We start from the raw sequence: 21,159 nt of genomic DNA, 5'->3' as shown, positions 1-21,159 counted from the left end.
GCCGCTCCGGCCCCGGGCGTCCCCCGCGTCCCAGTAGGCTGGTGCGTCATGCGCAAGTGGATCGCCGCAGCCGTCGCCGTGCCGGTCGTCGCCGCGGGGGCGGCGGCCTTCCTGTGGCTGCGAGGCGGGGACCTCCCGCGGCCGGTGACCCTGCGCAGCGAGACGACCAGCGCCATCTACGCGCCGATCGCCACCCGCGCCGCCGACCCCGCCCCGCTGACCGCCGGCGAGGTCTTCCCCACCGGGTCGGTGGCCGCGGGCGGGGCCACCCTCGCCCGCCAGGGCACCGAGACGCTCACCGACTGCGCCGCGGCGGTGTGGGGGGACGCCGAGGAGGCGGTCGCCGGGTGCGGCCAGGCGCTGCGTGCCCGCTACGCCACCGCCGACGGCCGGGTATTCGGGCAGTTCGTCATCTTCAACCTGGCCGACGCGGCCGCCGCCGACCGGCTGGTGCGGGTGTTCTCCGGTCCCCGGGACGGCGGCGGCGGTTTCGTGCGTCTCGCCCCCGGAGTCCCGGCCGGCTTCGGCGCCGCGCGGAGCTGGGCGCAGGTGCGGGCCCTGGGGCACTACGTCACCGTGAGCTGGGTCGGCCCGGTGGGCGGCGGGGGCCGGGTGGACCTGACCTACCCGCAGGTGGCGCTCGACAGCCTCAGTCTGGCCGTCCAGCGTCGCCTGACGCGCTGACGGATCCCGCGCCGGTCTCCTCCGCCGCCCGCACCGACGCCCGTACCGCGGCCGGCAGCCCGGCGAGGCGGCCGGCGGGCAGCTCCAGGACGGTCACCTCGCCCGCCCACGGCGCGGCGGCCTCCACCAGGGCCCTGGCCTGCCTCTTGGTCAGGCCGTCCCGGATCCGGATGAGGCCCTCGCGCCAGGTGTTGGCGAGCTTGCCGTGGGCGTTGTCCAGGATGTGCCGCAGGACGCGACCCTCGTCCGTCTCCGGGGGCGCCAGCCGTACGGCGCGCACGACGGGGCCCTCGGCGGCCAGCTCGTACAGGGACGTCAGCGGCGCGCCGGGCAGGCCGCCGGGCGGCTCGGCGAGCGTGACCCGCACCTCGCGGGCGCGGGTGGCCAGCAGCAGCCGGGGGAGGGCCGCCTCCATCCCGGCGGGCACGGCGATCGCCACGCGGCGCGGGTCGCCGGCGTGCGGCTTGGACAGCCAGGTGGCCAGCCGCGTGCGCCGGACCCGGGGGAGGACGTCCTTGGGCCATTCGCCGACCAGCACCTCGGGCGCCTCCCCGGGGTCCGGCGCGGCGGCCCGCACGGCCGAACCGGCCGCCCCAGCCGACTCGACCGACTGGGGGCCGTGGGTGTAGATCGCGGCGCTGAGGCCGTCGACGCGGGCCGCGACGGCGGGCCAGGTCTTGGTGGTGGGCCGCAGGACGTACAGGTCGGCGGCCGAGCCGATGGCCTCGGCGCCGAAGTAGCGGTTGAAGTCCGGGTAGATCGCCTCGCTGACGAGGTTGAGCTGGGACAGGGAGTGCTGGACCTTCCAGGCCAGGGCCGGGGTGCGTTCGCTCGCGCCGTACGCCAGCAGGACGCGGCCCTGCTCGCGGTCGCGCAGTCCCTGCACGGCGCGCGCGGTGAACAGGCCGATCCCCTCGGGGGTGTAGGGCGGGTCGGTGATCGCCAGGTCGGCCCAGGCGTGCGCCGAGGCGGGCAGGCCCAGGCGCAGGTCGGCCCAGCGGGTCCGGACGGCCAGGCCGAGCCGTTCGGCGTGGCCGGAGATGTGGTCCAGGATGCGCTCGTCGATGTCCACGACGGTGATCTCGACGCCCGGGTGCAGCAGCGCGGTCGCCAGCGAGGTCAGGTCGTGGTCGCCCACGCACAGCAGCCGCGCGCCGTCCAGCCAGAACCGGGCGTCCATCAGCAGCGCCCGCCGGACCACGGTGTCGGCGGTCGCGGCGACGTGGTCGAGCGCCTGGCGGCCGCGCGGCGCCCGGGCGATCAGCTCCTCCATCGTCGCGACCAGGTCGGCGTGGCCGGGCAGCAGGTGGGCCACCGGGTCGGCCGGCGCGGTCTCCCTCGTGACGCCGGCGATCCCGGACGGCGGGCGCGTCAGCCGGAACCGGTCGCCGGAGCGCTCCAGTTCGACCTCGCGCAGCAGCGCCTCGACGGTCCGCCGGGACGTCGCCGTCTCACGGACCAGGTCGGCCAGCGTCCACCAGCGGCCGTCGGCCAGCGCCGCGAGCACCGCCCGCGGCCGCCTGCCGTCCACGCCGGCCCGCGCGATGAGGTCTTCGATCCCTTCCATGGCTCAACCCTAGAGGCGTACGGCGGGGCGTCCCGCGCCGCCGTACGCGGCACGGGACCGTGATCCGCGCGTCATCCGCCCGTCACCGACCCGCCGGAGCGGAGAGTCACCGTAAAGGGGGCGAAAACCGTAAAACATCTGTCAAATGGTCACTATGTGGACAGGACGGCCGTGTTTTGGACGGGGTACTGTAATGTCAAAACATTACGCAGCAGGGCCAACGTCGTCCCTTGCTTGATCCAGAGTAGTGAGACGACGGGAGGGATTCAATGCCTGCTGCCCACTTCGGCTTCCCCGAGCCCCAGGGCCTGTACCACCCCGAGCACGAGCACGACGCCTGCGGGGTCGCCATGGTCGCCGACGTGGCCGGGCGCCGCAGCCACGACATCGTCGTCAAGGCCCTGACCGCCCTGTGCAACCTCGACCACCGCGGGGCCCAGGGGAGCGAGCCGGACACCGGCGACGGAGCCGGGATCCTCACCCAGATCCCCGACGCGTTCCTGCGCGCCGTGACCGGTTTCCCGCTCCCCGAGGCGGGCTCCTACGCCGTCGGCACCGCCTTCCTGCCCGCCGATCCCGAGGCCCGTGAGACCGCCGTGCGGCTGATCGAGGAGATCGCCGCGGAGGAGGGGCTGACCGTCCTCGGCTGGCGCGACGTGCCGACCGACCCGTCGCTGCCCGGGCCCAGCGCCCGCGCGGTGATGCCGTCCTTCCGGCAGCTCTTCGTCGCCTCCGCCGAAGGCGGGCGAGGCCTGGAACTGGACCGGCTCGCCTTCTGCCTGCGCAAGCGGGCCGAGCACGAGGCGGACGTCTACTTCCCCTCGCTGAGCTCCCGGACGATCGTCTACAAGGGCATGCTCACCCCCGGCCAGGTCGAGCGGTTCTTCCCCGACCTGACCGACGAGCGCTACGAGACCGCGATCTCGCTGGTCCACTCGCGCTTCTCGACCAACACCTTCCCGTCGTGGCCGCTGGCCCACCCCTACCGCTACGTCGCCCACAACGGCGAGATCAACACGGTCCGGGGCAACCGCAACTGGATGCGGGCCCGCGAGGCCATGCTGGAGACCGCCGCGATCCCGGGCGACCTGTCGCGGCTCTTTCCGATCTGCGACCCCGACGGTTCCGACACCGCCTCCTTCGACGAGACGCTGGAGCTGCTCCACCTCACCGGGCGCTCGCTGCCGCACGCGGTGCTGATGATGATCCCCGAGGCGTGGGAGAACCACACCGAGATGGACCCCGCGCGGCGGGCCTTCTACGAGTTCCACTCCACCCTCATGGAGGCGTGGGACGGCCCCGCCTCGATCACCTTCTCCGACGGCACCCTGGTCGGCGCGGTCCTCGACCGCAACGGCCTGCGTCCCGGCCGGTTCTGGGTCACCGCCGACGGCCTCGTCGTGCTCGCCTCCGAGGCCGGCGTGCTCGACATCCCGCCGCAGGACGTGGTCCGCAAGGGCCGCCTGCAGCCCGGCCGGATGTTCCTCGTCGACACCGCCCGCGGAAAGATCATCGAGGACGACGAGATCAAGGCGGAGCTGGCCGCCGAGCTGCCCTACGCCGAGTGGCTGCACGCCGGGCTGGTCCGCTTCGAGGAACTGCCCGCCCGCTCCCGCGAGATCCCCAGCCACGGCGCGCTGGTCAGGCGCCAGCAGACCTTCGGCTACACCGAGGAGGAGCTGCGGATCATCCTGGCCCCGATGGCCAGGGCCGGCGCCGAGCCGATCGGCTCGATGGGCACCGACACCCCGGTCGCGGTGCTGAGCGAGAGGCCCCGGCTGCTGTTCGACTACTTCAGCCAGCTGTTCGCGCAGGTCACCAACCCGCCGCTGGACGCCATCCGCGAGGAGCTCGTCACCTCCCTGTCCAGCACCCTCGGCCCCGAGGGCAACCTGCTGGAGCCCGGACCGGCCTCCTGCCGCCAGCTCGTCCTGCCGTACCCGGTGATCGACAATGACGAGCTCGCGAAGATCATCCACATCAACGACGAGGGCGCGCTGCCCGGCTTCCACCCGCACGTCGTCTCCGGCCTGTACGAGGTCGCCGGCGGGGGAGAGGCGCTGCTGCGCCGCCTGGACGAGATCCGCGCCGAGGTCTCCGCCGCGATCGAGGGCGGCGCCCGCGTCATCGTGCTGTCCGACCGCGGCTCCACGGAGACCCTCGCGCCGATCCCGTCGCTGCTGCTCACCGGCGCGGTCCACCACCACCTCATCGCCGAGAAGACCCGCACCCGGGTCGGCCTGGTCATCGAGACCGGCGAGGCCCGCGAGGCCCACCACATGGCGCTGCTCATCGGCTACGGCGCCGGCGCGGTCAACCCCTACCTCGCCATCGAGACCGTCGAGGACATGGTCGCCACCGGCGCGCTCGCCGGCGACCCCGCCAAGGCCGTGCGCAACCTCATCAAGGCGTACGGCAAGGGCGTCCTGAAGGTCATGTCCAAGATGGGCGTGTCCACCGTCGCCTCCTACACCGGCGCGCAGATCTTCGAGGCCCTCGGCCTCGGCGCCGAGGTCATCGACACCTGCTTCGCCGGGACCACCTCCCGCCTGGGCGGCGTCGGCTTCGACGTCCTCGCCGAGGAGGTCGCGCGGCGCCACCGCCGCGCCCACCCGCGCGTGGACAACGCCCACCGCCGCCTGGAGGTCGGCGGGGAGTACCAGTGGCGCCGCGAGGGCGAGCCGCACCTGTTCAACCCCGAGACCGTCTTCAAGCTGCAGCACGCCACCCGCTCGCGTCGCTACGAGATCTTCAAGGAGTACACCTCCATGGTGGACTCCCAGGCCGAGAGGCTCATGACGCTGCGCGGCCTGTTCCGGCTCCGCGAGGGCGTCCGCGAGCCGGTCCCGATCGAGGAGGTCGAGCCGGTCTCCGAGATCGTCAAGCGGTTCTCCACCGGCGCCATGTCCTACGGCTCCATCTCGATGGAGGCCCACGAGACCCTCGCCATCGCGATGAACCGCCTGGGCGGCAAGTCCAACACCGGCGAGGGCGGCGAGGACCCCGAGCGGCTGCGCGACCCCGAGCGCCGCTCGGCCATCAAGCAGGTCGCCTCCGGCCGGTTCGGCGTGACCTCCGAGTACCTCGTCAACGCCGACGACATCCAGATCAAGATGGCCCAGGGCGCCAAGCCCGGCGAGGGCGGCCAGCTCCCGGGCCACAAGGTCTACCCGTGGATCGCCAAGACCCGGCACTCCACCCCCGGCGTCGGCCTCATCTCGCCGCCGCCGCACCACGACATCTACTCCATCGAGGACCTCGCCCAGCTCATCCACGACCTGAAGAACGCCAACCCCGCGGCGCGCGTGCACGTCAAGCTCGTCGCCGAGGTCGGCGTCGGCACGGTCGCGGCGGGCGTGTCCAAGGCCCACGCCGACGTCGTGCTGATCTCCGGCCACGACGGCGGCACCGGCGCCTCCCCGCTGACCTCGCTCAAGCACGCCGGCGCCCCCTGGGAGCTCGGCCTGGCCGAGACCCAGCAGACGCTGCTGCTCAACGGCCTGCGCGACCGCATCGTCGTCCAGGTCGACGGCCAGCTCAAGACCGGCCGCGACGTGGTCATCGCCGCGCTGCTCGGCGCCGAGGAGTACGGCTTCGCCACCGCCCCGCTGGTCGTCTCCGGCTGCGTGATGATGCGCGTCTGCCACCTCGACACCTGCCCGGTCGGCGTCGCCACCCAGAACCCCGAGCTGCGCAAGCGCTTCTCCGGCCGGCCCGAGTTCGTGGTCAACTTCTTCGAGTTCATCGCCGAGGAGATCCGCGAGTACCTCGCCGCCCTGGGCTTCCGCAGCCTGGAGGAGGCCGTGGGCCACGCCGAGCTGCTGGACACCGCCTCGGCGGAGAACCACTGGAAGGCCGCGGGCCTGGACCTGTCGCCGATCCTGCACCGCCCGGAACTGCCCGGCGGAGCGTCGCTGCGCCGCGTCCGCGAGCAGGACCACGGGCTCGCCGCGGCCCTGGACAACACCCTGATCCAGCTCGCCGAGGGTGCGCTGAACGACGGCCGCCCCGTCACGCTGGAACTGCCCATCCGCAACGTCAACCGTACGGTCGGCACCATGCTCGGCCACGAGGTGACCAGGCGGTACGGCGGCGCGGGCCTGCCCGACGACACCGTCGACATCCGCTTCACCGGCTCGGCGGGCAACTCCTTCGGGGCCTTCCTGCCCCGCGGCGTCACGCTGCGCCTCACCGGCGACACCAACGACTACGCCGGCAAGGGCCTGTCCGGCGGCCGCGTCACGCTGCGGCCGCACGAGGAGGCCCCGCTGGAGGGCCACATCATCGCCGGCAACGTCGCCCTGTACGGCGCGACCTCCGGTGAGATGTTCGTCCGCGGCGTGGCCGGCGAACGGTTCTGCGTCCGCAACTCCGGCGCCACCGCGGTCGTCGAGGGCGTCGGCGACCACGGCTGCGAGTACATGACCGGCGGCCGGGTCGTCGTCCTCGGGCCCACCGGCCGCAACTTCGCGGCCGGCATGTCCGGAGGCGTCGCCTACCTGCTCGACCTCGACGCCGCCCGCGTCAACCGGGAGATGGTGGAGATCGAGGCCCTCGGCGACGACGACGCCGAGGAGCTGCGCGGGCTCCTGGAGCGGCACCTGGCCGAGACCGGCTCCACGGTCGCCAGGGCCCTGCTCGCCGACTGGGACTCCGGCCGGTTCAGCAAGATCATGCCGACCGACTACAAGCGGGTCCTGACGGCCGCCGAGGCCGCCCGGCTCGAAGGACGAGACATCGACGAGGCCGTCATGGCGGCCGCCGTACAGGGATAGAAGGGGGCGTAACCGATGGCCGACCCGAAGGGTTTCCTCACGCACGGGCGCGAGCTGCCGGCCCGCCGCCCGGTGGACGTGCGCATCCGCGACTGGAAGGAGGTCTACCAGGACTTCCCGCGGCCCGCGCTGACCAGGCAGGCCTCACGCTGCATGGACTGCGGCATCCCGTTCTGCCACAACGGCTGCCCGCTGGGCAACCTCGTTCCCGAGTGGAACGACCTGGTCTACCGCGACGACTGGCGGGAGGCCGCCGAACGGCTGCACGCGACCAACAACTTCCCCGAGTTCACCGGCCGCCTGTGCCCCGCCCCGTGCGAGGCGGCGTGCGTGCTCGGCATCAACTCGGACCCCGTCACCATCAAGCGGGTCGAGGTCGAGATCATCGACCGCGCCTTCGCCGAGGGGTGGGTCGCCCCCGCGCCCCCGGCCGTCCGCACCGGCAGGCGCGTCGCGGTCGTCGGCTCCGGCCCCGCCGGACTGGCCGCCGCCCAGCAGCTCACCCGGGCCGGGCACGACGTCGTGGTCTTCGAGCGCGCCGACCGGATCGGCGGCCTGCTGCGCTACGGCATCCCCGAGTTCAAGATGGAGAAGCGCCACATCGAGCGCCGCCTGGAGCAGATGCGGGCGGAGGGCACCGAGTTCCGCACCGGCGTCGACGTCGGCGTCGACGTCACCGCGGCGCAGCTGCGCGAGGAGTTCGACGCCGTCGTGCTGGCCGGCGGCGCCACCCGGTGGCGCGACCTGCCGGTCGCCGGCCGCGACCTGGGCGGCGTCCACCAGGCGATGGAGTACCTCCCCGAGGCCAACCGGGTCCAGGAGGGCGACCGGCAGGCCCCGGCGATCGACGCCGCGGGCAAGCACGTCGTCGTGATCGGCGGCGGCGACACCGGCGCCGACTGCATCGGCACCGCGATCCGCCAGGGCGCCGCGTCGGTCACCCAGCTGGAGATCATGCCCAGGCCCCCGGCGGAGCGCCCCGGCAGCCAGCCGTGGCCCACCTACCCCATCCTGTTCAAGATGGAGAGCGCCCACGAGGAGCTCACCGAGGGCGGCGGCACCCGCGTCTACGCCGCCTCCACCACCGAGTTCGTCGGCGACGACGACGGGAACATCAGGGCGCTGCGCCTGGTCGACGTCGAGGGACCGGCGAGCGGCTTCGCGCCGATCCCCGGCACCGAGCGGGAGATCCCGGCCCAGCTCGTCACGCTGGCCATGGGCTTCCTCGGCCCGGAGCAGGGGTCCCTGCTGTCCGACCTGGCCGAGGACGGCGGCGAGGGCTTCTTCGACGCCCGCGGCAACGTCGCCCGCGACGCCTCCTACATGTCCACGGTGGACGGCGTGTTCGTCGCCGGCGACATGGGCCGCGGCCAGTCGCTGATCGTGTGGGCGATCGCCGAGGGCCGCTCGGCCGCCTCGGCCGTCGACCGCTACCTCACCGGCGACACGGCCCTGCCCAGGGCGATCCCGCCGACCGCCCGCCCGCTGGTCTGACGCCCGCGCCGGGAACCTCCGGCGCGGACCACACGACACCACGGCACCACGGAGGCCGCGCGTCCCGCACCGGGGCGCGCGGCCTCTACCGCGTCCGGGAGACCGCGTCCGGGAGACCGCGCCGGGAGCGGAGCGCGCCCGCCCTCCCCGCACCCGCCCGCCCCGCGCGGGGCCGCGCCGTCACCGGGGCCAGGGCTCGATTCGGAGTCCCTGCCCGCCCTTCCCGCGCGGGGCCGCGCTCAGCGCCGCCGGGCGAGCGTCACACCGTCGCGCATCGGCAGCATCACCGACTCGACGCGGTCGTCGGACACCACGATGTCGTTCATCCGGCGCATCACGACGTCCGGCTCATCCTGGGAGGACTCGTCCAGCACCCGGCCGGAACGCAGCACGTTGTCCAGCACGATCAGACCGCCCGGCCGCAGCCGGGTGACCAGCTCCTCGTAGTACGAGGGGTAGTTCACCTTGTCGGCGTCGATGAACGCGAAGTCGATCACCGGGTCGGCCGGCAGCGCCCGGAGCGTCTCCAGCGCCGGGGCGATCCGCAGGTCGATCCGGTCCGCCACGCCCGCCCGTTCCCAGTAGCGCCGGGCCACCGAGGTCCACTCCTCGCTGACGTCACAGGCCAGCAGCCGCCCGTCCGCGGGCAGCCCGCGGGCGATGCAGATCGACGAGTATCCGGTGAACACCCCCACCTCGACGGCCCGCCGCGCCCCCACCAGCCGCACCAGCATGGTCAGGAACGCGCCCTCGTCCTGCGTGATCTGCATGCTCGTGAAGTCGGAGAACGCCTTCCGCGTCTCGGCCGCCAGATCCCGCAGCACGTCGTCCGCCGGGGTGGAGTGGGCCAGCACGTAGTCGTTGACGGCGGGGTTCACGATGTCCATATCGCCTCCTGGATCATGTCCTTCCGGGACCCTACCTCCGCCCCTCCCGGAACCCGGCCCGGCCTCGGGGCCCCGGGGCCCCGAGGCCTCCCCGCCATACCGAAAAGACCCGTCGGAACGACGCCCGCGTTGCCTGAGCGGTCGAATACCGGGAAGGATGGCCCCTTGGTCCGGACAGCCGTGGAGGGGATCGGATGAGTCGCTGGAGCAGGAACCTGTCGGGCGTGACGGCGGTGGTCGCCCTGGCGAGCACCCTCACGGTGGGCGGACCACCCGGCGGCGCGTCGGCCGAGACCGGAGGGCTCCGCGACTACCTCGTCTTCTACCCCGGCGGCGGGCACGACCGGGCGGTCGCCGCGATCGGCGCGGCCGGCGGCACGGCGACCGCCACCGAGTCCAGGCTCGGCTACGTCACCGCCCGGGGCCCCGGCGACCGTTTCGTCGAGCGCCTGGCCGCCAGCGGCGCCGTCGCGGGCGTCTCCTCCGACCGCGCCATCGGCTTCGCGGCGTCCGTCCCGGCCCTCCCGGCCTCCGCCTCCGCCTTCGCGGCCACCGGTCCCCGTGCTTCCCGCGACTCCCGGAGCGGCGGCGCGGGCCACGCCGCCGGCGCCGCCTCCCACGCCGGCCGGGCCGCGCCGCCCGCCTCGCGCACAGACCGGGCCGCGCCCACCGCCGAGCCGCTGGCCTCCCGGCAGTGGGACATGAAGATGATCGGCGCCACCGCCACCGGCTCCCACGCCACCGCCCCGGGCAACAGGAAGGTGCTCGTCGGCGTCATCGACACCGGCATCGACGGCAAGCACCCCGACATCGCCCCCAACTTCGACCGCGCCCTCAGCCGCAACTTCGTCACCGACCGGCCCAAGGACTCCACCGGCGCGACCCTCGACGGCCCCTGCGAGTTCCCCGGCTGCAAGGACCCCGTCGACTGGGACGACGACGGCCACGGCACCCACGTGGCCAGCACGATCGCCTCGCCCATCAACGGGCTCGGCGTCGCCGGCGTCGCCCCCGGCGTCACCCTCGTCAACCTGCGCGCCGGCCAGGACTCCGGCCTGTTCTTCCTCAAGCCCAGCCTCGACGCCCTCACCTACGCCGCCGACGCCGGGATCGACGTGGTCAACATGAGCTACTACATCGACCCCTGGCTGTTCAACTGCCGCGCCAACCCCGCCGACTCCAAGGCCGAGCAGCTCGAACAGCGCGGCGTCATCACCGGCATGCAGCGCGCCCTCGACTACGCCCGCAAGCGCGGCGTCACCCTCATCAGCGCCCTCGGCAACGAGTCCACCGACCTCGGCAGGCCCCGGACCGACACCGAGAGCCCCGACTACCCCGCCAAGGCGCAGCGCACCCGCCGGATCGACAACTCCTGCCTGAACGTCCCGGCCGAGTCGAAGGGCGTCATCTCCGTCGCGGCCCTCGGCCCCAGCAAGCGCAAGGCCTACTACTCCGACTACGGCGTCGAGCAGACCGACCTCGCCGCGCCCGGCGGCGACGAGCTCGACGGCCGCGGCTTCGACGAGACCAGGACCATCCTGGCCGCCGCCCCCGAGCGCGCCCTCCGCGCCCAGGGCCTGATCTCCCGCAACGGCCGGCCCGCCTCCCCCTCCGTCGTCCGCGACTGCCACGGCGGCACCTGCGCCTACTACCAGTACCTCGCCGGCACCTCCATGGCCGCCCCGCACGCCACCGGCGTCGCCGCCATCCTGATCAGCCGCTTCGGCAAACCGGGGAAGGGCGGTCTCACCATGCCGCCCGCCGACGTCCAGCGCCTGCTGTACGCCACCGCGTCCAAGCAGTCCTGCCCCTCGCCGCGCCGCTTCGTCTACCGCGTCATCGACGACGACGACATCCAGACGTGCGAGGGGACCAAGGACCGCAACGGCTTCTACGGCAGGGGCATCGTCGACGCCGCCAGGGCCGCCACCGTCGAGCCCTGACCCCCGGGCCGTACGGCTCGCGCCCCGGTCGTACGGCTCCGCGTCCCGGGCCGCACGGCCGGGCGCGCACGCCGTACGGCCGCCGCGCGGGGACCCGCGGCGGTGACCGCGGGTGACCCGCCGGGGAGGGGAGGCCGGTTCGCCATCGCCGCCCCCGGCCGGTAGCGTTGAGGTCACCGAGTTTTTCATGCCTGCTCCGGGCAATGTAACGACCAGGTGGTCTGTACCAATTAGGCTGGGAACCGTGACTCGTCGCGCGAAAATCGTCTGCACCCTCGGCCCTGCCACATCCTCACCCGAACGCCTGCGCGAGCTCATCGCCGCAGGCATGGACGTGGCCCGTTTCAACCTCAGCCACGGCAGCCACGAGCTGCACAAAGAGGTCTACGACAGGGTCCGGGAGGCCGCCGCCGAGCTCGGCCGCGGCGTAGGCGTGCTGGCCGACCTCCAGGGCCCCAAGATCCGGGTCGGCAAGTTCGAGGAGGGACCGATCCGCCTCGGCTTCGGTGACGTCTTCACCATCACCACCGAAGAGGTCCCCGGCGACCGGGACCAGGTCTCCACCACCTACCTCGGCCTGCCCAACGACGTCCGCCCCGGCGACAGCATCCTCGTCGACGACGGCCGGGTCCACCTCGAGGTGACCCGCGTCGACGGCCCCCGCGTCACCACCCGTGTGGTCACCGGCGGCATGATCTCCGACAACAAGGGCCTCAACCTCCCCGGCGTCAACGTCAGCGCCCCCGCGCTCACCGACAAGGACGAGACCGACCTGCGCTGGGCGCTGCGCACCGGCTTCGACATGATCGCGCTGTCCTTCGTCCGCCGTCCCTCCGACGCCGACGTGGTGCGCAACATCATGGAGCAGGAGGCCGTCCGCCTCCCGCTGCTCGCCAAGATCGAGAAGCCGCAGGCCGTCCAGCGGCTCCCCGAGATCGTCGAGGCGTTCGACGGCATCATGGTCGCCCGCGGCGACCTCGGCGTCGAGCTGCCCCTCGAAGAGGTGCCGATCGTCCAGCAGCGCGCCATCGAGCTCTGCCGCGAGAAGGCCCGCCCGGTCATCGTCGCCACCCAGATGCTCGACTCCATGATCAGCTCTCCGCGGCCCACCCGCGCCGAGGCGTCCGACGTCGCCTACGCCGTGATGGACGGCACCGACGCGGTCATGCTCTCCGGCGAGACCTCGGTCGGCCAGTACCCGGTCCAGGCCGTCGAGACCATGAGCCGCATCGCCAGCGCGGCCGAGAAGAGAGCCCTCAAGGCCACCCACAGCCTCGACCGCCTGCCCGAGACCACCGGCGGCGCCATCGCCCGCGCCGCCGCCGAGGTCGGCGCCATCGTCGGCGCCAAGGCCCTGGTCGCCTTCACCATGTCCGGTGAGACCGCCCGCCGCCTGGCCCGCTACCGCTCGCCGATCCCGCTGCTGGCCTTCACCTCCTCCCCGCACGTCCGCAGTCAGCTCGCGCTGAGCTGGGGTGTCGAGACGTTCGAGGTGCCGTTCGTCCACCACACCGACGACATGGTCCGGCAGGTCGAGGCCGCCCTGCTGGCCCACGCCCGGCTGGAGAAGGGCGACAAGGTCGTCATCGTGGCCGGATCGCCCCCCGGCTCGCCCGGCTCCACCAACGCCCTGCGCGTCCACACCATCGGAGCCGCGGTCTCGCACCTCTCCTGACCAGGCCCGGCGCCCGCCGCGAAGAATTCTCCTCGCGGCGGGTGTAGGCCCCCTCCTCCCGGGTAGGCGGCCCCGGACGAAGGAGGGGATCATGGCACGGGACGTCATCAGCATGATCATCGCGGACCATCGCGACATCAGAGCGATCTTCGATCGGCTTCGCCGGGAACCGGCGGCACGCCCCGCCCTGCTCGTCGAACTCGCCGCCAAGCTCGTCGCCCACGACCGGGGCGAGGAGGAGATCGTCTACCCCGAGATCACCAGGGTGGATCCGCGGGAGACCGAACACGCCCGCCACTCCGTCGACGAGCACCAGCGCGCCGAGCAGAGGCTCCTCCACCTGCTGGACATCGCCCCCACCGCCACGGATTTCGAGCCGCAGCTGGACGACCTCGCCGACATGATCACCCGCCACTTCGCCGCCGAGGAGGAGGGGATCCTCCCCGCCCTCGCCGCGGCGCTTCCCCGGCACCGCCTGGAGGAGCTCGGCCACGCCTTCGCCCGGCTCACCGCCGAGGAGATCCGCATCGGCCTCTCCGCGGGGAACCGCTGATCCGGTGACCCGGTCGCGCCCCGAATGACAAAGGCCGAAAAATACGGTCTTGTCGTGTCCTGAATCCTTCAAGAAGATCGGCACAGGGCGCCCGTGCGGCGGTGCGCCCGACGCCGAGCGAAGGGTTGCGGATGATCCAGGGCAGTCGGCCGGTGGACCCGGGAGAACAGCATGGCGGCGGCGCGAGGGGCGCCGCGGACGTCCGGGGACGCCCGGGACGGCCCGTTCCGATCGCCGACCGGGTCACCGGGATGATCGAAAGCCGGCTCGGCCGGCCGGTCGACCCCGACGAGAACTTCTTCGAGGCCGGGCTCAACTCGATGGCCCTGGTCGAGCTGCACGCGGACATCACCGGCACGTTCGAGATCGACATTCCGGTCACCGCGATGTTCACCCGTCCCAACGCGCGGGCCCTCGGCCGCCTCGTCGAAAGCGCCCGTACCGGCGCCGGCGTACCGGCGCCGGGAGGCCCGACCGGCGGCTCCCCGGCACCCGGTTCCCCGACGGGCGGCTTCCCGGCGGGCGGAGCTCCGGAGCAGGCCGGAGACGACCCCTCGCGGCCCCGCCCGTCCGGCGGCGGCCGAAGGGACGTCCGGGCCCGCATCCGCCGGGGGCCCGGAGCGTCCCGGTGACGGGACGCCGGTCGGTCGCGGTGATCGGCACGGGGCCGCGCGGACCGCTCTCCACGGCGTCCGCCGAGGCCGCGCTGGGCGACGCCGGGCACGACCCGTCGCGGCCCCCCGGAGTCCTCGCCCTGCACGAGAGCGTGGAGGCCGCGTGCCGGGCCCTGCTGTCCGGAGGGTGCGACGTGGCGGTCACCCGGGCGGGCGCCGCCCTGGCCGGGCTCGGACCGGCGGACCGCGCGGTCGCACTGCGGAGGCTGGGGGAGGCGCTTCTCGACGGCGATCCCGTGCGCGCCGTACTCGACACGGACTCCGCGTCCGGTCACCCGGTGGCGGGGGAGGGCCTTCCGCCGGTTCCCCCGTCGTCCGCCGCCGGGCCCCGCGTGGTCGTCTGGTCCGGGCGCACCGCGGAGGAGGCCGACGCCGTACGGCGAAGCCTGGCCGGCTTCTTCGCGTCGCTTCCCCAGGAGCGGTTCGCCGACGCCGTCGCCACGCTCCAGCGGGGCCGCACGCCGCATCAGTTCCGGGGGGCGGTCGTCTGCTCGACCGCGGCCGAGGCCGCGCGCGCCCTCACCGCCGCCGCCACGGCCCCCGATCCCGTCCAGGACGGCATCGGGGTGCGGTTCGTCTTCCCGCCGGGCGGGACCGGACGGCTGGGCGCCGCCCTGTACGGGATGGAGCGGCTGTTCACCGAGTCAATGGACGTCTGCCTGGAGGAGTTCGAACGGCACGGGATCGACCTCCACGACGAATGGCTCGCCGGGAAGCGGGACGACGCCCCGGTCACCTTCGCGGTGACCTGCTCGCTTGCGGCCACCCTGATCGGCTGGGGCGTCACGCCCGCCGCCTGCTCGGGAGTCGGCCTGGGAGCCGGTGAGGGGGAGGGCGTGGGGGAGATCGCGGCCGCCGCCGTCGCCGGGACACTGGAGATCGGCGAGGCGGTCGCCCGGGTGGTCGGCGGTGGGACCGCGGCCCCCGGCCCGGCGGGGACGGACGGGACGCCGGGAGCCGGCGGGGCGGCCGCCCCCGGTCTCGCGGGGGTGGACGGGGCGCCGGGGCTCAGCGGGACGGCCGGCGGCGGGACACCCGTCCCCGGTACCCCGGGGACGGGTGGGGAACCCACCCTCGTCCTCGGCCCGGCCGCGGCCTCCCCGGGCGGGCCGGCGATCGACTGCGGAGACGACCGGCACGGCCTGGCGACGGCGCTCGCGCGGCTGTGGACGCTCGGCTGCCGGGTCGACTGGGAGGCGCTCGACCCCGACCACCCCCTTCAGCGGTTGTCCATCCCCGGCGGTTCCGATCCCACCCCGGAGGAGGCGGTCGCCGAAGAACCGGCGGGACAGGCGGGCGGGCTCGAAGGGCCTGCGGAGCGGACCGGCAGGGCCGAAGGACCGGCGGGACAGGCGGGCGGACCCGGAGGGTCCACGAGGAAGGCGGGCGGGCTCGAAGGGCTGCCGGAGCCGGCCGAGCCCCCGCGCCCGCCGGGGGCCGTGCCGTACTCGTTCTGGGTGCTGGAACAGCTGGCGGGCGGGAGCGGCGTCTCCAACCTGGCGGTGGCGTTCCGGACCCGCGAGCCGCTGCGCCGCTTCCCCCTGCAGAACGCCGTCAACCGTCTCCTCCGGCGGCACCCGGCCCTGCGCCTGCGGTTCCCCGAGGTGGACGGAGCCCCGGTCCGGCACCTCACCGCGCCGCAGGACGCCCGGATCACGCTGGCGAGCGCGGCGACCACGGAGGAGACGATGGTCGCCGACCTGCAGGCGTTCCTGGACGAGCCCTTCGACCTCGCCGGGGACCTGCTGTTCCGGGCGGGCCACTTCACGCTGCCGGACGGCGGCGGAAGCGTGGTCTGCCTGGTCGCCCACCACATCGTGGTCGACGCGACGTCGATGCAGTTCCTCGTCGAGGAGCTGGGCGCCTTCTACGACGCCCAGACGGGCCGGGCGCCGCTGCCCGCCGGGCTCGCCGGCCCCGCCCCGATGCTGGAGCCGGGCCGGGCGTCGCGGGAGTCGATCGGCTACTGGCTCGACCGGCTGGAGGGCGCCGACCCGGCCGCCATGCTGCTGCCCGGCAGCCGGCCCTCTCCGGTACGGCCCACGTTCGCCGGGCACACCTGCTCCTGGGAGATGGACGCGGAGACCCGGCGGGCGCTGGACACCCTGCGGACCCGGCTGCGCACCACCGACAACATGGTGCTGACGAGCGCCTTCCTGCTCGCCCTGCGCTGCCACGGGGCAGGCCCCGACATGGTGGTCGGCGTGCCGGTCGGCACCAGGACCGCCGCGACACGCGACCACGTCGGCTACGGCGTCAGCACGATGCCCCTGCGGGTGCGGACCGATCCGCGGGAGGGTTTCGCGGCCCTGGTCAGGAGGGTGGAGGACGCCTTCTTCGAGGGGGTGGAGCACGCCGACGCCTCCGTCGAGGCCGTCCTCGTCGAACGCGGGCACGGCACCGGCGACTGGCGGGTGCCGCTCTTCCGGCACATGTTCAACTACCGGCCGTGGACCGACGAGCGGGTGAGCATCCAGGGCTCCGTGCCCGAATACGTCGAGGACCTCTTCGACCGCAGCCGCCTGGACCTGCAGTGCATCGCCGTACACGAGCCGGACCGGCTCACCGTCCGGGTGTGGCACAGCACGGAGGTCCACGACGAGACCGAGATCACCGCCTTCGTCGCACGGATGGCCTCGCTGCTGCGGCAGGCGGCCGAGGACCCCGAACGGCCGCAGCGCGCCCTGGAGGCGTTCTCCCCCGGGGACCGGGCGCTGCTGGACCGCCTGAACGACACCGGCCGCCGCCGGAGCGGCCCGCCCGCGCTGCCGGAGCGGATCGCCGCCCACCGGGGGGACGCCGTCGCCGTCGTCGACGGCGACCGGGAGGTCCGCTACGGGGAGCTGCTGGACGCCGCCGCGGGTGTCAGGGACGCGCTCCTCGCGCGCGGGGTCGGGCCCGGTGACATCGTGGCGCTCGGCCTCGGACGCTCGGTGGAGCTGGTGGCGGCCGTGCTCGGCGTGTGGGCGGCCGGAGCCGCCTACCTGCCCCTGGACCCGGGTCACCCGGAGCTGCGCCTGGCCTACCAGGTCCGGGACGCCGGGGCCCGCCTGGTGATCGCCCCCGGCGGGGTCCCGTGGGCGGGGGAGGTCCCCGTCCTGACGGTTCCGTACGGCTCCGCCCCGCCCGGAACCGGCTCCGCCCCGCCCGGAACCGGCTCCGCGCCCGCCTCCGGGACCGTCCACGACGCCGCGGTCCTCGCCGATCACGTGCCCGTCCCGGCCACCGCGTCCGCGTCCGCTCCGGCCGCCGGGGACGCGCTCGCGTACGTGATCTACACCTCAGGGTCCACCGGGCGGCCCAAGGGCGTGGCCGTGACCCACGGCAACCTGGCCAACCTCGTCCTGGACTTCGCCGAGCGGCTGGGGCCGGACGCCGCGGCCCGGGTGCTGTGGTCCACCACCCCCTCCTTCGACATCTCGGCCCTGGAACTGCTGTTGCCGCTGGCCTGCGGCGGCACCCTGGTCATCGCCTCCGACGCCGACCGGCTCCGCCCGCGCGGGCTCCTGGACCTCGTCGTGGCGCGGGACGTGCGCGTCGTGCAGGCCACGCCGACGGCGTGGCGGCTCGCCGTACCGGAGGCGGGCGGCGAGCTGGCCGGGCGGACCGTGCTGTGCGGCGGGGAGCCCCTGCCGGCGGCGCTCGCCAGGGACCTGCTGGCGCTGGGCTGCCGCCTGTTCAACGTCTACGGGCCCACCGAGACGACCATCTGGTCCACCGCGGCCGAGATCGCGGAGGCTCCGCGCGATCCGGTGCCGATCGGCGCGCCGCTCGCCAACACCCGGATCTTCGTCCGGGACGCCGACGGGCGCGAGGCCCCGCCGGGGGTCCCCGGGGAACTGTGCGTGGCGGGCGACGGGGTCGCCGCGGGATACGTCAACCGGCCCGAGCTGACCGCCGAGCGGTTCGGCGCGCACCCCCGCCACGGCCGTTTCTACCGGACCGGCGACCTGGCCAGGCTCCGGCACGACGGAACCCTCGAACTGCTCGGCCGTGACGACCGGCAGGTCAAGCTGCGCGGGCACCGGATCGAGCTGGGCGAGGTCGAGGCGGTCCTGCACGACCACGAGACGGTCGGGGCCGCCGCCGTGGTCGTCCGCGGCGACACGATGACGGCGTTCGTGCGGCCCGCGCGGGAGCCGTCCGACCGGGCGGCCTGGCGTGAGGAGCTGTGGCGCCACGCCCGGACCCGCCTGCCCGACTATGCGGTCCCCTCGGGGTTCGTGCTCGTCGACCGCTTCCCGGAGACCGGCAACGGCAAGATCGACTACCGGGGTCTCACCGTGCCCGAGGAGGAGCACCCGGCGGCGGTGCCCGACGCGACGGGTTCGCGGCTGGTGGACGGGGTCCTGCGGCTCTGGCGGGAGGCGCTCGGGCGCCCCGGGCTCGGCGAGCACGACAACTTCTTCCTCAGCGGGGGGCACTCGGTGCTCGCCGTACGGCTGATCGCCCCGCTGGAGGAGCTCGTGGGGCACCCGATCGGGGTGCGCGCGATCTTCGACCACCCCACCCCGGCCGGGCTGGCCGCGTTCGCCGGGACGTCCGCCGGGCGGACCGGGGCATTCCCCGCAGGGGTCAGGACGCATACCGAACAGGCCGAGACGCATACCGGGCGGGCCGGGACGTCCGCCGGGGAGACCGAGGAAGGAGCGGGCCGTTGACCGCGCCGTGGTTCGTGCCGGTCGGGGAGCGGCCCGGGGGCCGCGTCCGGCTGTACGCCTTCCCCAACGCCGGGGGAGGCCCGGCGTCGCTCACCGGGCCGGCCGCCGCCTTCCCGCCCGAGGTCGAGGTGTGGTCGGTGAACCTGCCGGGCAGGCAGGCCAGGCTGGCCGAGCCGCCCCGCGACGACCTCGACGGGCTCGTCGAGGACCTGGCCCGCGACCTGCTGGCCACCGCGCGCCCGCCGTACGCGCTGTTCGGCTACTGCAGCGGCGCGCTGCTGGCGTACCTGGTCTGCCGCCGCCTGACCGAGCTGTCCGCACCCGGCGGACCGCCACCGACACCCGAGCTGTCCGCACCCGGCGGACCGCCACCGGCGCCCGGGAGGTCCGCCTCCGGACCGTCGCCGGGTGCCGGCTCGCGGGCGGGGTTCGCCCCGGGACCGGCCGCGGAGCGCCCGCCCCTGCCAGAACGGCTGCTGGTGGGCTCCTTCGCCGCGCCGGACGTCGCGCTCCTGCTGCGCAGGCTGCCGTCCCTGCCGTCGTGGCTGTTCTGGGAGCAGCTGATCGAGCTCGGCGGGGTCCCGGCCGAGGTCGCCGAGCGCGAGGCGCTCAGGCCCATCCTCGAACCCGCGCTCCGCGCCGACTTCGGCATGCTCGCCGGCTACCGGCACGTCCCCGCGCCGCCGCTGCCCGTCCCCATCACCGTCTTGTACGGCGGGCGCGACCGCTCGGTCTCCAGGGGCGGGCTGCTCGGCTGGCGCAGGCAGAGCGTCCACCGGCCGTCGCTGCGTGAGCTCGACGCCTCTCACTGGCTGGCCGAGGAGGCTCCCGACCGGCTGGCCGCCGCCATCACCGAGGAGATCGGATGCGTCTGGGCTACAGCATGAGCTACTGGGGCGGGGCCGGACTCGGCCCCACCGACCACCTCGCCCTCGTCCGCGAGGCCGAGCGGCTGGGGTACGACTCGGTGTGGGCCGCCGAGACCTACGGCACGGACCCGGCGAGCCTCATGGCCTGGATCGCGGGCCGTACCGAGCGGATCGGCCTGGGCACCGGCGTGCTGCAGATGTCGGGGCGCAAGCCCGTGGTCGCGGCGATGACGGCCGCCACGATCGACCAGGTCTCCGGCGGCCGGGCCCGGCTGGGCGTGGGCGTGTCCGGACCCCAGGTCGTGGAGGGCTGGCACGGCGAGCCCTTCGACCGGCCGGTGGAGCGGGCGCGCGACTACCTGTCGGTGCTGCGGCTCGCCCTGTCCGGGCGGCCGGTGAGCCACTCGGGGCCGACCATGACGCTGCCGCTGCCCGGCGGCCAGGGTAAGGAGCTCTCGCTCGCGGTGTCCCCGGCGCAGGAGCGGCTGCCCGTCTACCTGGCCGCCATGGGGCCCAGGACGACGGCCCTCGCCGGTGAGCTGGCCGACGGCTGGCTGGCCATCCACTTCCCGCCCGGCCACCTCGCCGAGCGCACGGCCGAGCTGAGCCGGGGCGCCGAACGGGCGGGCCGGAGCCTGGACGGCTTCGACGTGGTCCCGATGGTCCTGGCCATGGTGGACGAGGACGAGGAGCTGGCCTACGACATGATGCGCCCCATGCTCGCCCTCTACCTGGGGGGCATGGGCTCGCGCCGGACCAACTTCTACAACCGCCTGGCCCGCACCCTGGGGTTCGGCGAGGAGGCCGAGGCGGTGCAGGAGGCGTTCCTGGCCGGGCGGCAGGGCGAGGCGATGTCCCTGCTGCCCGACGCGCTGGTCGACGCGATGACGATGTGCGGTCCGCCGGGCAAGCTGCGCGAGCGGGTCGCCGCCTACCGGGAGGCGGGGGCGACCGGCCTGGTCGTCGGCCTGGTCACCCCCACCCTGCGGCTCCGCCTGGAGCAGCTGGAACTCGTCGCGGGCCTGGTGGCCTGAGCCCCGTTCCGCGGAATCGAGGACTAGGAGGCCATCCGCTCACGGGTGCCGTGACCGGGGCCGGTCGGCTCGGCATCGCGTTCGGGCCGGCTGATCTCGGCCCACACCTCGTCGAGGGAGAGGCCGAGGACCCCGGCGATCGCCGCGATGGTCGGGAAGGCGGGGGTGGCCACGCGGCCCGACTCGATCTTCCGGAGGGTCTCCGGTGAGACGCGTGCGTCGAGCGCGGTCCCGAGCATCGAGCGCTCTCCCCTGGCCCGGCGTAGGAGGGCGCCGAGGCGCTGTCCGCGTTCGACCTCTGCGGGAGTGAGCGGCAGTCTGACCATGACTCCGATTCTAGTAC

General features: G+C 74.3%; 13 protein-coding genes. 10 read left to right on the top strand and 3 right to left on the bottom strand.

Annotation, left to right across the window (positions count from 1 at the left end):
• Positions 1–48: 48 nt before the first annotated feature.
• A complete protein-coding gene (locus IEZ10_RS00315; protein ID WP_189244419.1) occupies positions 49–684 on the top strand; it encodes a hypothetical protein in 636 nt (211 codons plus the stop codon).
• Here IEZ10_RS00315 and IEZ10_RS00310 read toward each other — a convergent pair.
• Positions 650–2,251, bottom strand: a complete 1,602-nt coding sequence (locus tag IEZ10_RS00310; protein WP_189244418.1) for a bis-aminopropyl spermidine synthase family protein — start codon at positions 2,249–2,251, stop codon at positions 650–652. The genes IEZ10_RS00315 and IEZ10_RS00310 overlap by 35 nt on opposite strands.
• 269 nt (positions 2,252–2,520) lie before the next feature.
• On the opposite strand from IEZ10_RS00310, the gene gltB reads away from it, so the two are divergent.
• On the top strand, positions 2,521–7,026 hold the full coding sequence (gltB, locus tag IEZ10_RS00305; RefSeq protein WP_189244417.1) for a glutamate synthase large subunit: 4,506 nt from the start codon (positions 2,521–2,523) through the stop codon (positions 7,024–7,026).
• 15 nt (positions 7,027–7,041) lie between these two features.
• Positions 7,042–8,520: a glutamate synthase subunit beta gene (locus tag IEZ10_RS00300; RefSeq protein WP_189244416.1), complete on the top strand. Its 1,479-nt coding sequence runs from the start codon at positions 7,042–7,044 to the stop codon at positions 8,518–8,520.
• Between the two features lie 239 nt (positions 8,521–8,759).
• Here the strand turns inward: IEZ10_RS00300 and IEZ10_RS00295 are convergent, their stop codons facing one another.
• Positions 8,760–9,407: an O-methyltransferase gene (locus tag IEZ10_RS00295; RefSeq protein ID WP_189244415.1), complete on the bottom strand. Its 648-nt coding sequence runs from the start codon at positions 9,405–9,407 to the stop codon at positions 8,760–8,762.
• A 194-nt stretch (positions 9,408–9,601) separates the two neighbouring features.
• Here IEZ10_RS00295 and IEZ10_RS00290 point away from each other — a divergent pair, with 194 nt between their 5' ends.
• From IEZ10_RS00290 to IEZ10_RS00260, 7 genes are all read left to right on the top strand, one after another.
• Entirely contained in the window at positions 9,602–11,350 is a 1,749-nt protein-coding gene (locus tag IEZ10_RS00290) for a S8 family peptidase (protein ID WP_189244414.1), read from the top strand.
• Between the two features lie 244 nt (positions 11,351–11,594).
• Complete coding sequence (gene pyk / locus IEZ10_RS00285) at positions 11,595–13,025, top strand: pyruvate kinase (protein ID WP_189244413.1); 1,431 nt, start codon at positions 11,595–11,597, stop codon at positions 13,023–13,025.
• Between the two features lie 91 nt (positions 13,026–13,116).
• A complete protein-coding gene (locus tag IEZ10_RS00280) occupies positions 13,117–13,578 on the top strand; it encodes a hemerythrin domain-containing protein (RefSeq protein WP_189244412.1) in 462 nt (153 codons plus the stop codon).
• Between the two features lie 131 nt (positions 13,579–13,709).
• Positions 13,710–14,210: an acyl carrier protein gene (locus IEZ10_RS00275; protein WP_189244411.1), complete on the top strand. Its 501-nt coding sequence runs from the start codon at positions 13,710–13,712 to the stop codon at positions 14,208–14,210.
• Positions 14,207–18,913 carry a non-ribosomal peptide synthetase gene (locus IEZ10_RS00270; RefSeq protein ID WP_189244410.1) on the top strand — a complete coding sequence of 1,569 codons (4,707 nt, stop codon included), beginning with the start codon at positions 14,207–14,209 and terminating at the stop codon, positions 18,911–18,913. The genes IEZ10_RS00275 and IEZ10_RS00270 overlap by 4 nt, the downstream gene beginning before the upstream one ends.
• Positions 18,910–19,800 (top strand): thioesterase II family protein, encoded by an 891-nt coding sequence (locus IEZ10_RS00265; protein WP_189244409.1) that lies wholly within the window; start codon positions 18,910–18,912, stop codon positions 19,798–19,800. Before IEZ10_RS00270 ends, IEZ10_RS00265 begins: the two co-directional genes overlap by 4 nt.
• Entirely contained in the window at positions 19,779–20,816 is a 1,038-nt protein-coding gene (locus tag IEZ10_RS00260) for an LLM class F420-dependent oxidoreductase (protein WP_189244408.1), read from the top strand. Before IEZ10_RS00265 ends, IEZ10_RS00260 begins: the two co-directional genes overlap by 22 nt.
• Before the next feature lie 23 nt (positions 20,817–20,839).
• On the opposite strand, the gene IEZ10_RS00255 is transcribed toward IEZ10_RS00260, so the two are convergent.
• A complete protein-coding gene (locus IEZ10_RS00255) occupies positions 20,840–21,142 on the bottom strand; it encodes a helix-turn-helix domain-containing protein (RefSeq protein WP_189244407.1) in 303 nt (100 codons plus the stop codon).
• Positions 21,143–21,159: the final 17 nt, after the last annotated feature.

Source organism: Streptosporangium pseudovulgare, assembly GCF_014648055.1.
In the GTDB taxonomy this organism is placed as follows: Bacteria; Actinomycetota; Actinomycetes; order Streptosporangiales; family Streptosporangiaceae; genus Streptosporangium; species Streptosporangium pseudovulgare.
The sequence above is the reverse complement of the archived record's forward strand: the minus strand, read 5'-3'. Positions and strand labels throughout refer to the sequence as shown.

Bases quoted from the DNA above. Each gene is read 5' to 3' on its own strand.
- IEZ10_RS00315 (WP_189244419.1), top strand. From the start codon at position 49: ATGCGCAAGTGGATCGCCGCAGCCGTCGCCGTGCCGGTCGTCGCCGCG.
- IEZ10_RS00310 (WP_189244418.1), bottom strand. From the start codon at position 2,251: ATGGAAGGGATCGAAGACCTCATCGCGCGGGCCGGCGTGGACGGCAGG.
- gltB (WP_189244417.1), top strand. From the start codon at position 2,521: ATGCCTGCTGCCCACTTCGGCTTCCCCGAGCCCCAGGGCCTGTACCAC.
- IEZ10_RS00300 (WP_189244416.1), top strand. From the start codon at position 7,042: ATGGCCGACCCGAAGGGTTTCCTCACGCACGGGCGCGAGCTGCCGGCC.
- IEZ10_RS00295 (WP_189244415.1), bottom strand. From the start codon at position 9,407: ATGGACATCGTGAACCCCGCCGTCAACGACTACGTGCTGGCCCACTCC.
- IEZ10_RS00290 (WP_189244414.1), top strand. From the start codon at position 9,602: ATGAGTCGCTGGAGCAGGAACCTGTCGGGCGTGACGGCGGTGGTCGCC.
- IEZ10_RS00280 (WP_189244412.1), top strand. From the start codon at position 13,117: ATGGCACGGGACGTCATCAGCATGATCATCGCGGACCATCGCGACATC.
- IEZ10_RS00275 (WP_189244411.1), top strand. From the start codon at position 13,710: ATGATCCAGGGCAGTCGGCCGGTGGACCCGGGAGAACAGCATGGCGGC.
- IEZ10_RS00260 (WP_189244408.1), top strand. From the start codon at position 19,779: ATGCGTCTGGGCTACAGCATGAGCTACTGGGGCGGGGCCGGACTCGGC.
- IEZ10_RS00255 (WP_189244407.1), bottom strand. From the start codon at position 21,142: ATGGTCAGACTGCCGCTCACTCCCGCAGAGGTCGAACGCGGACAGCGC.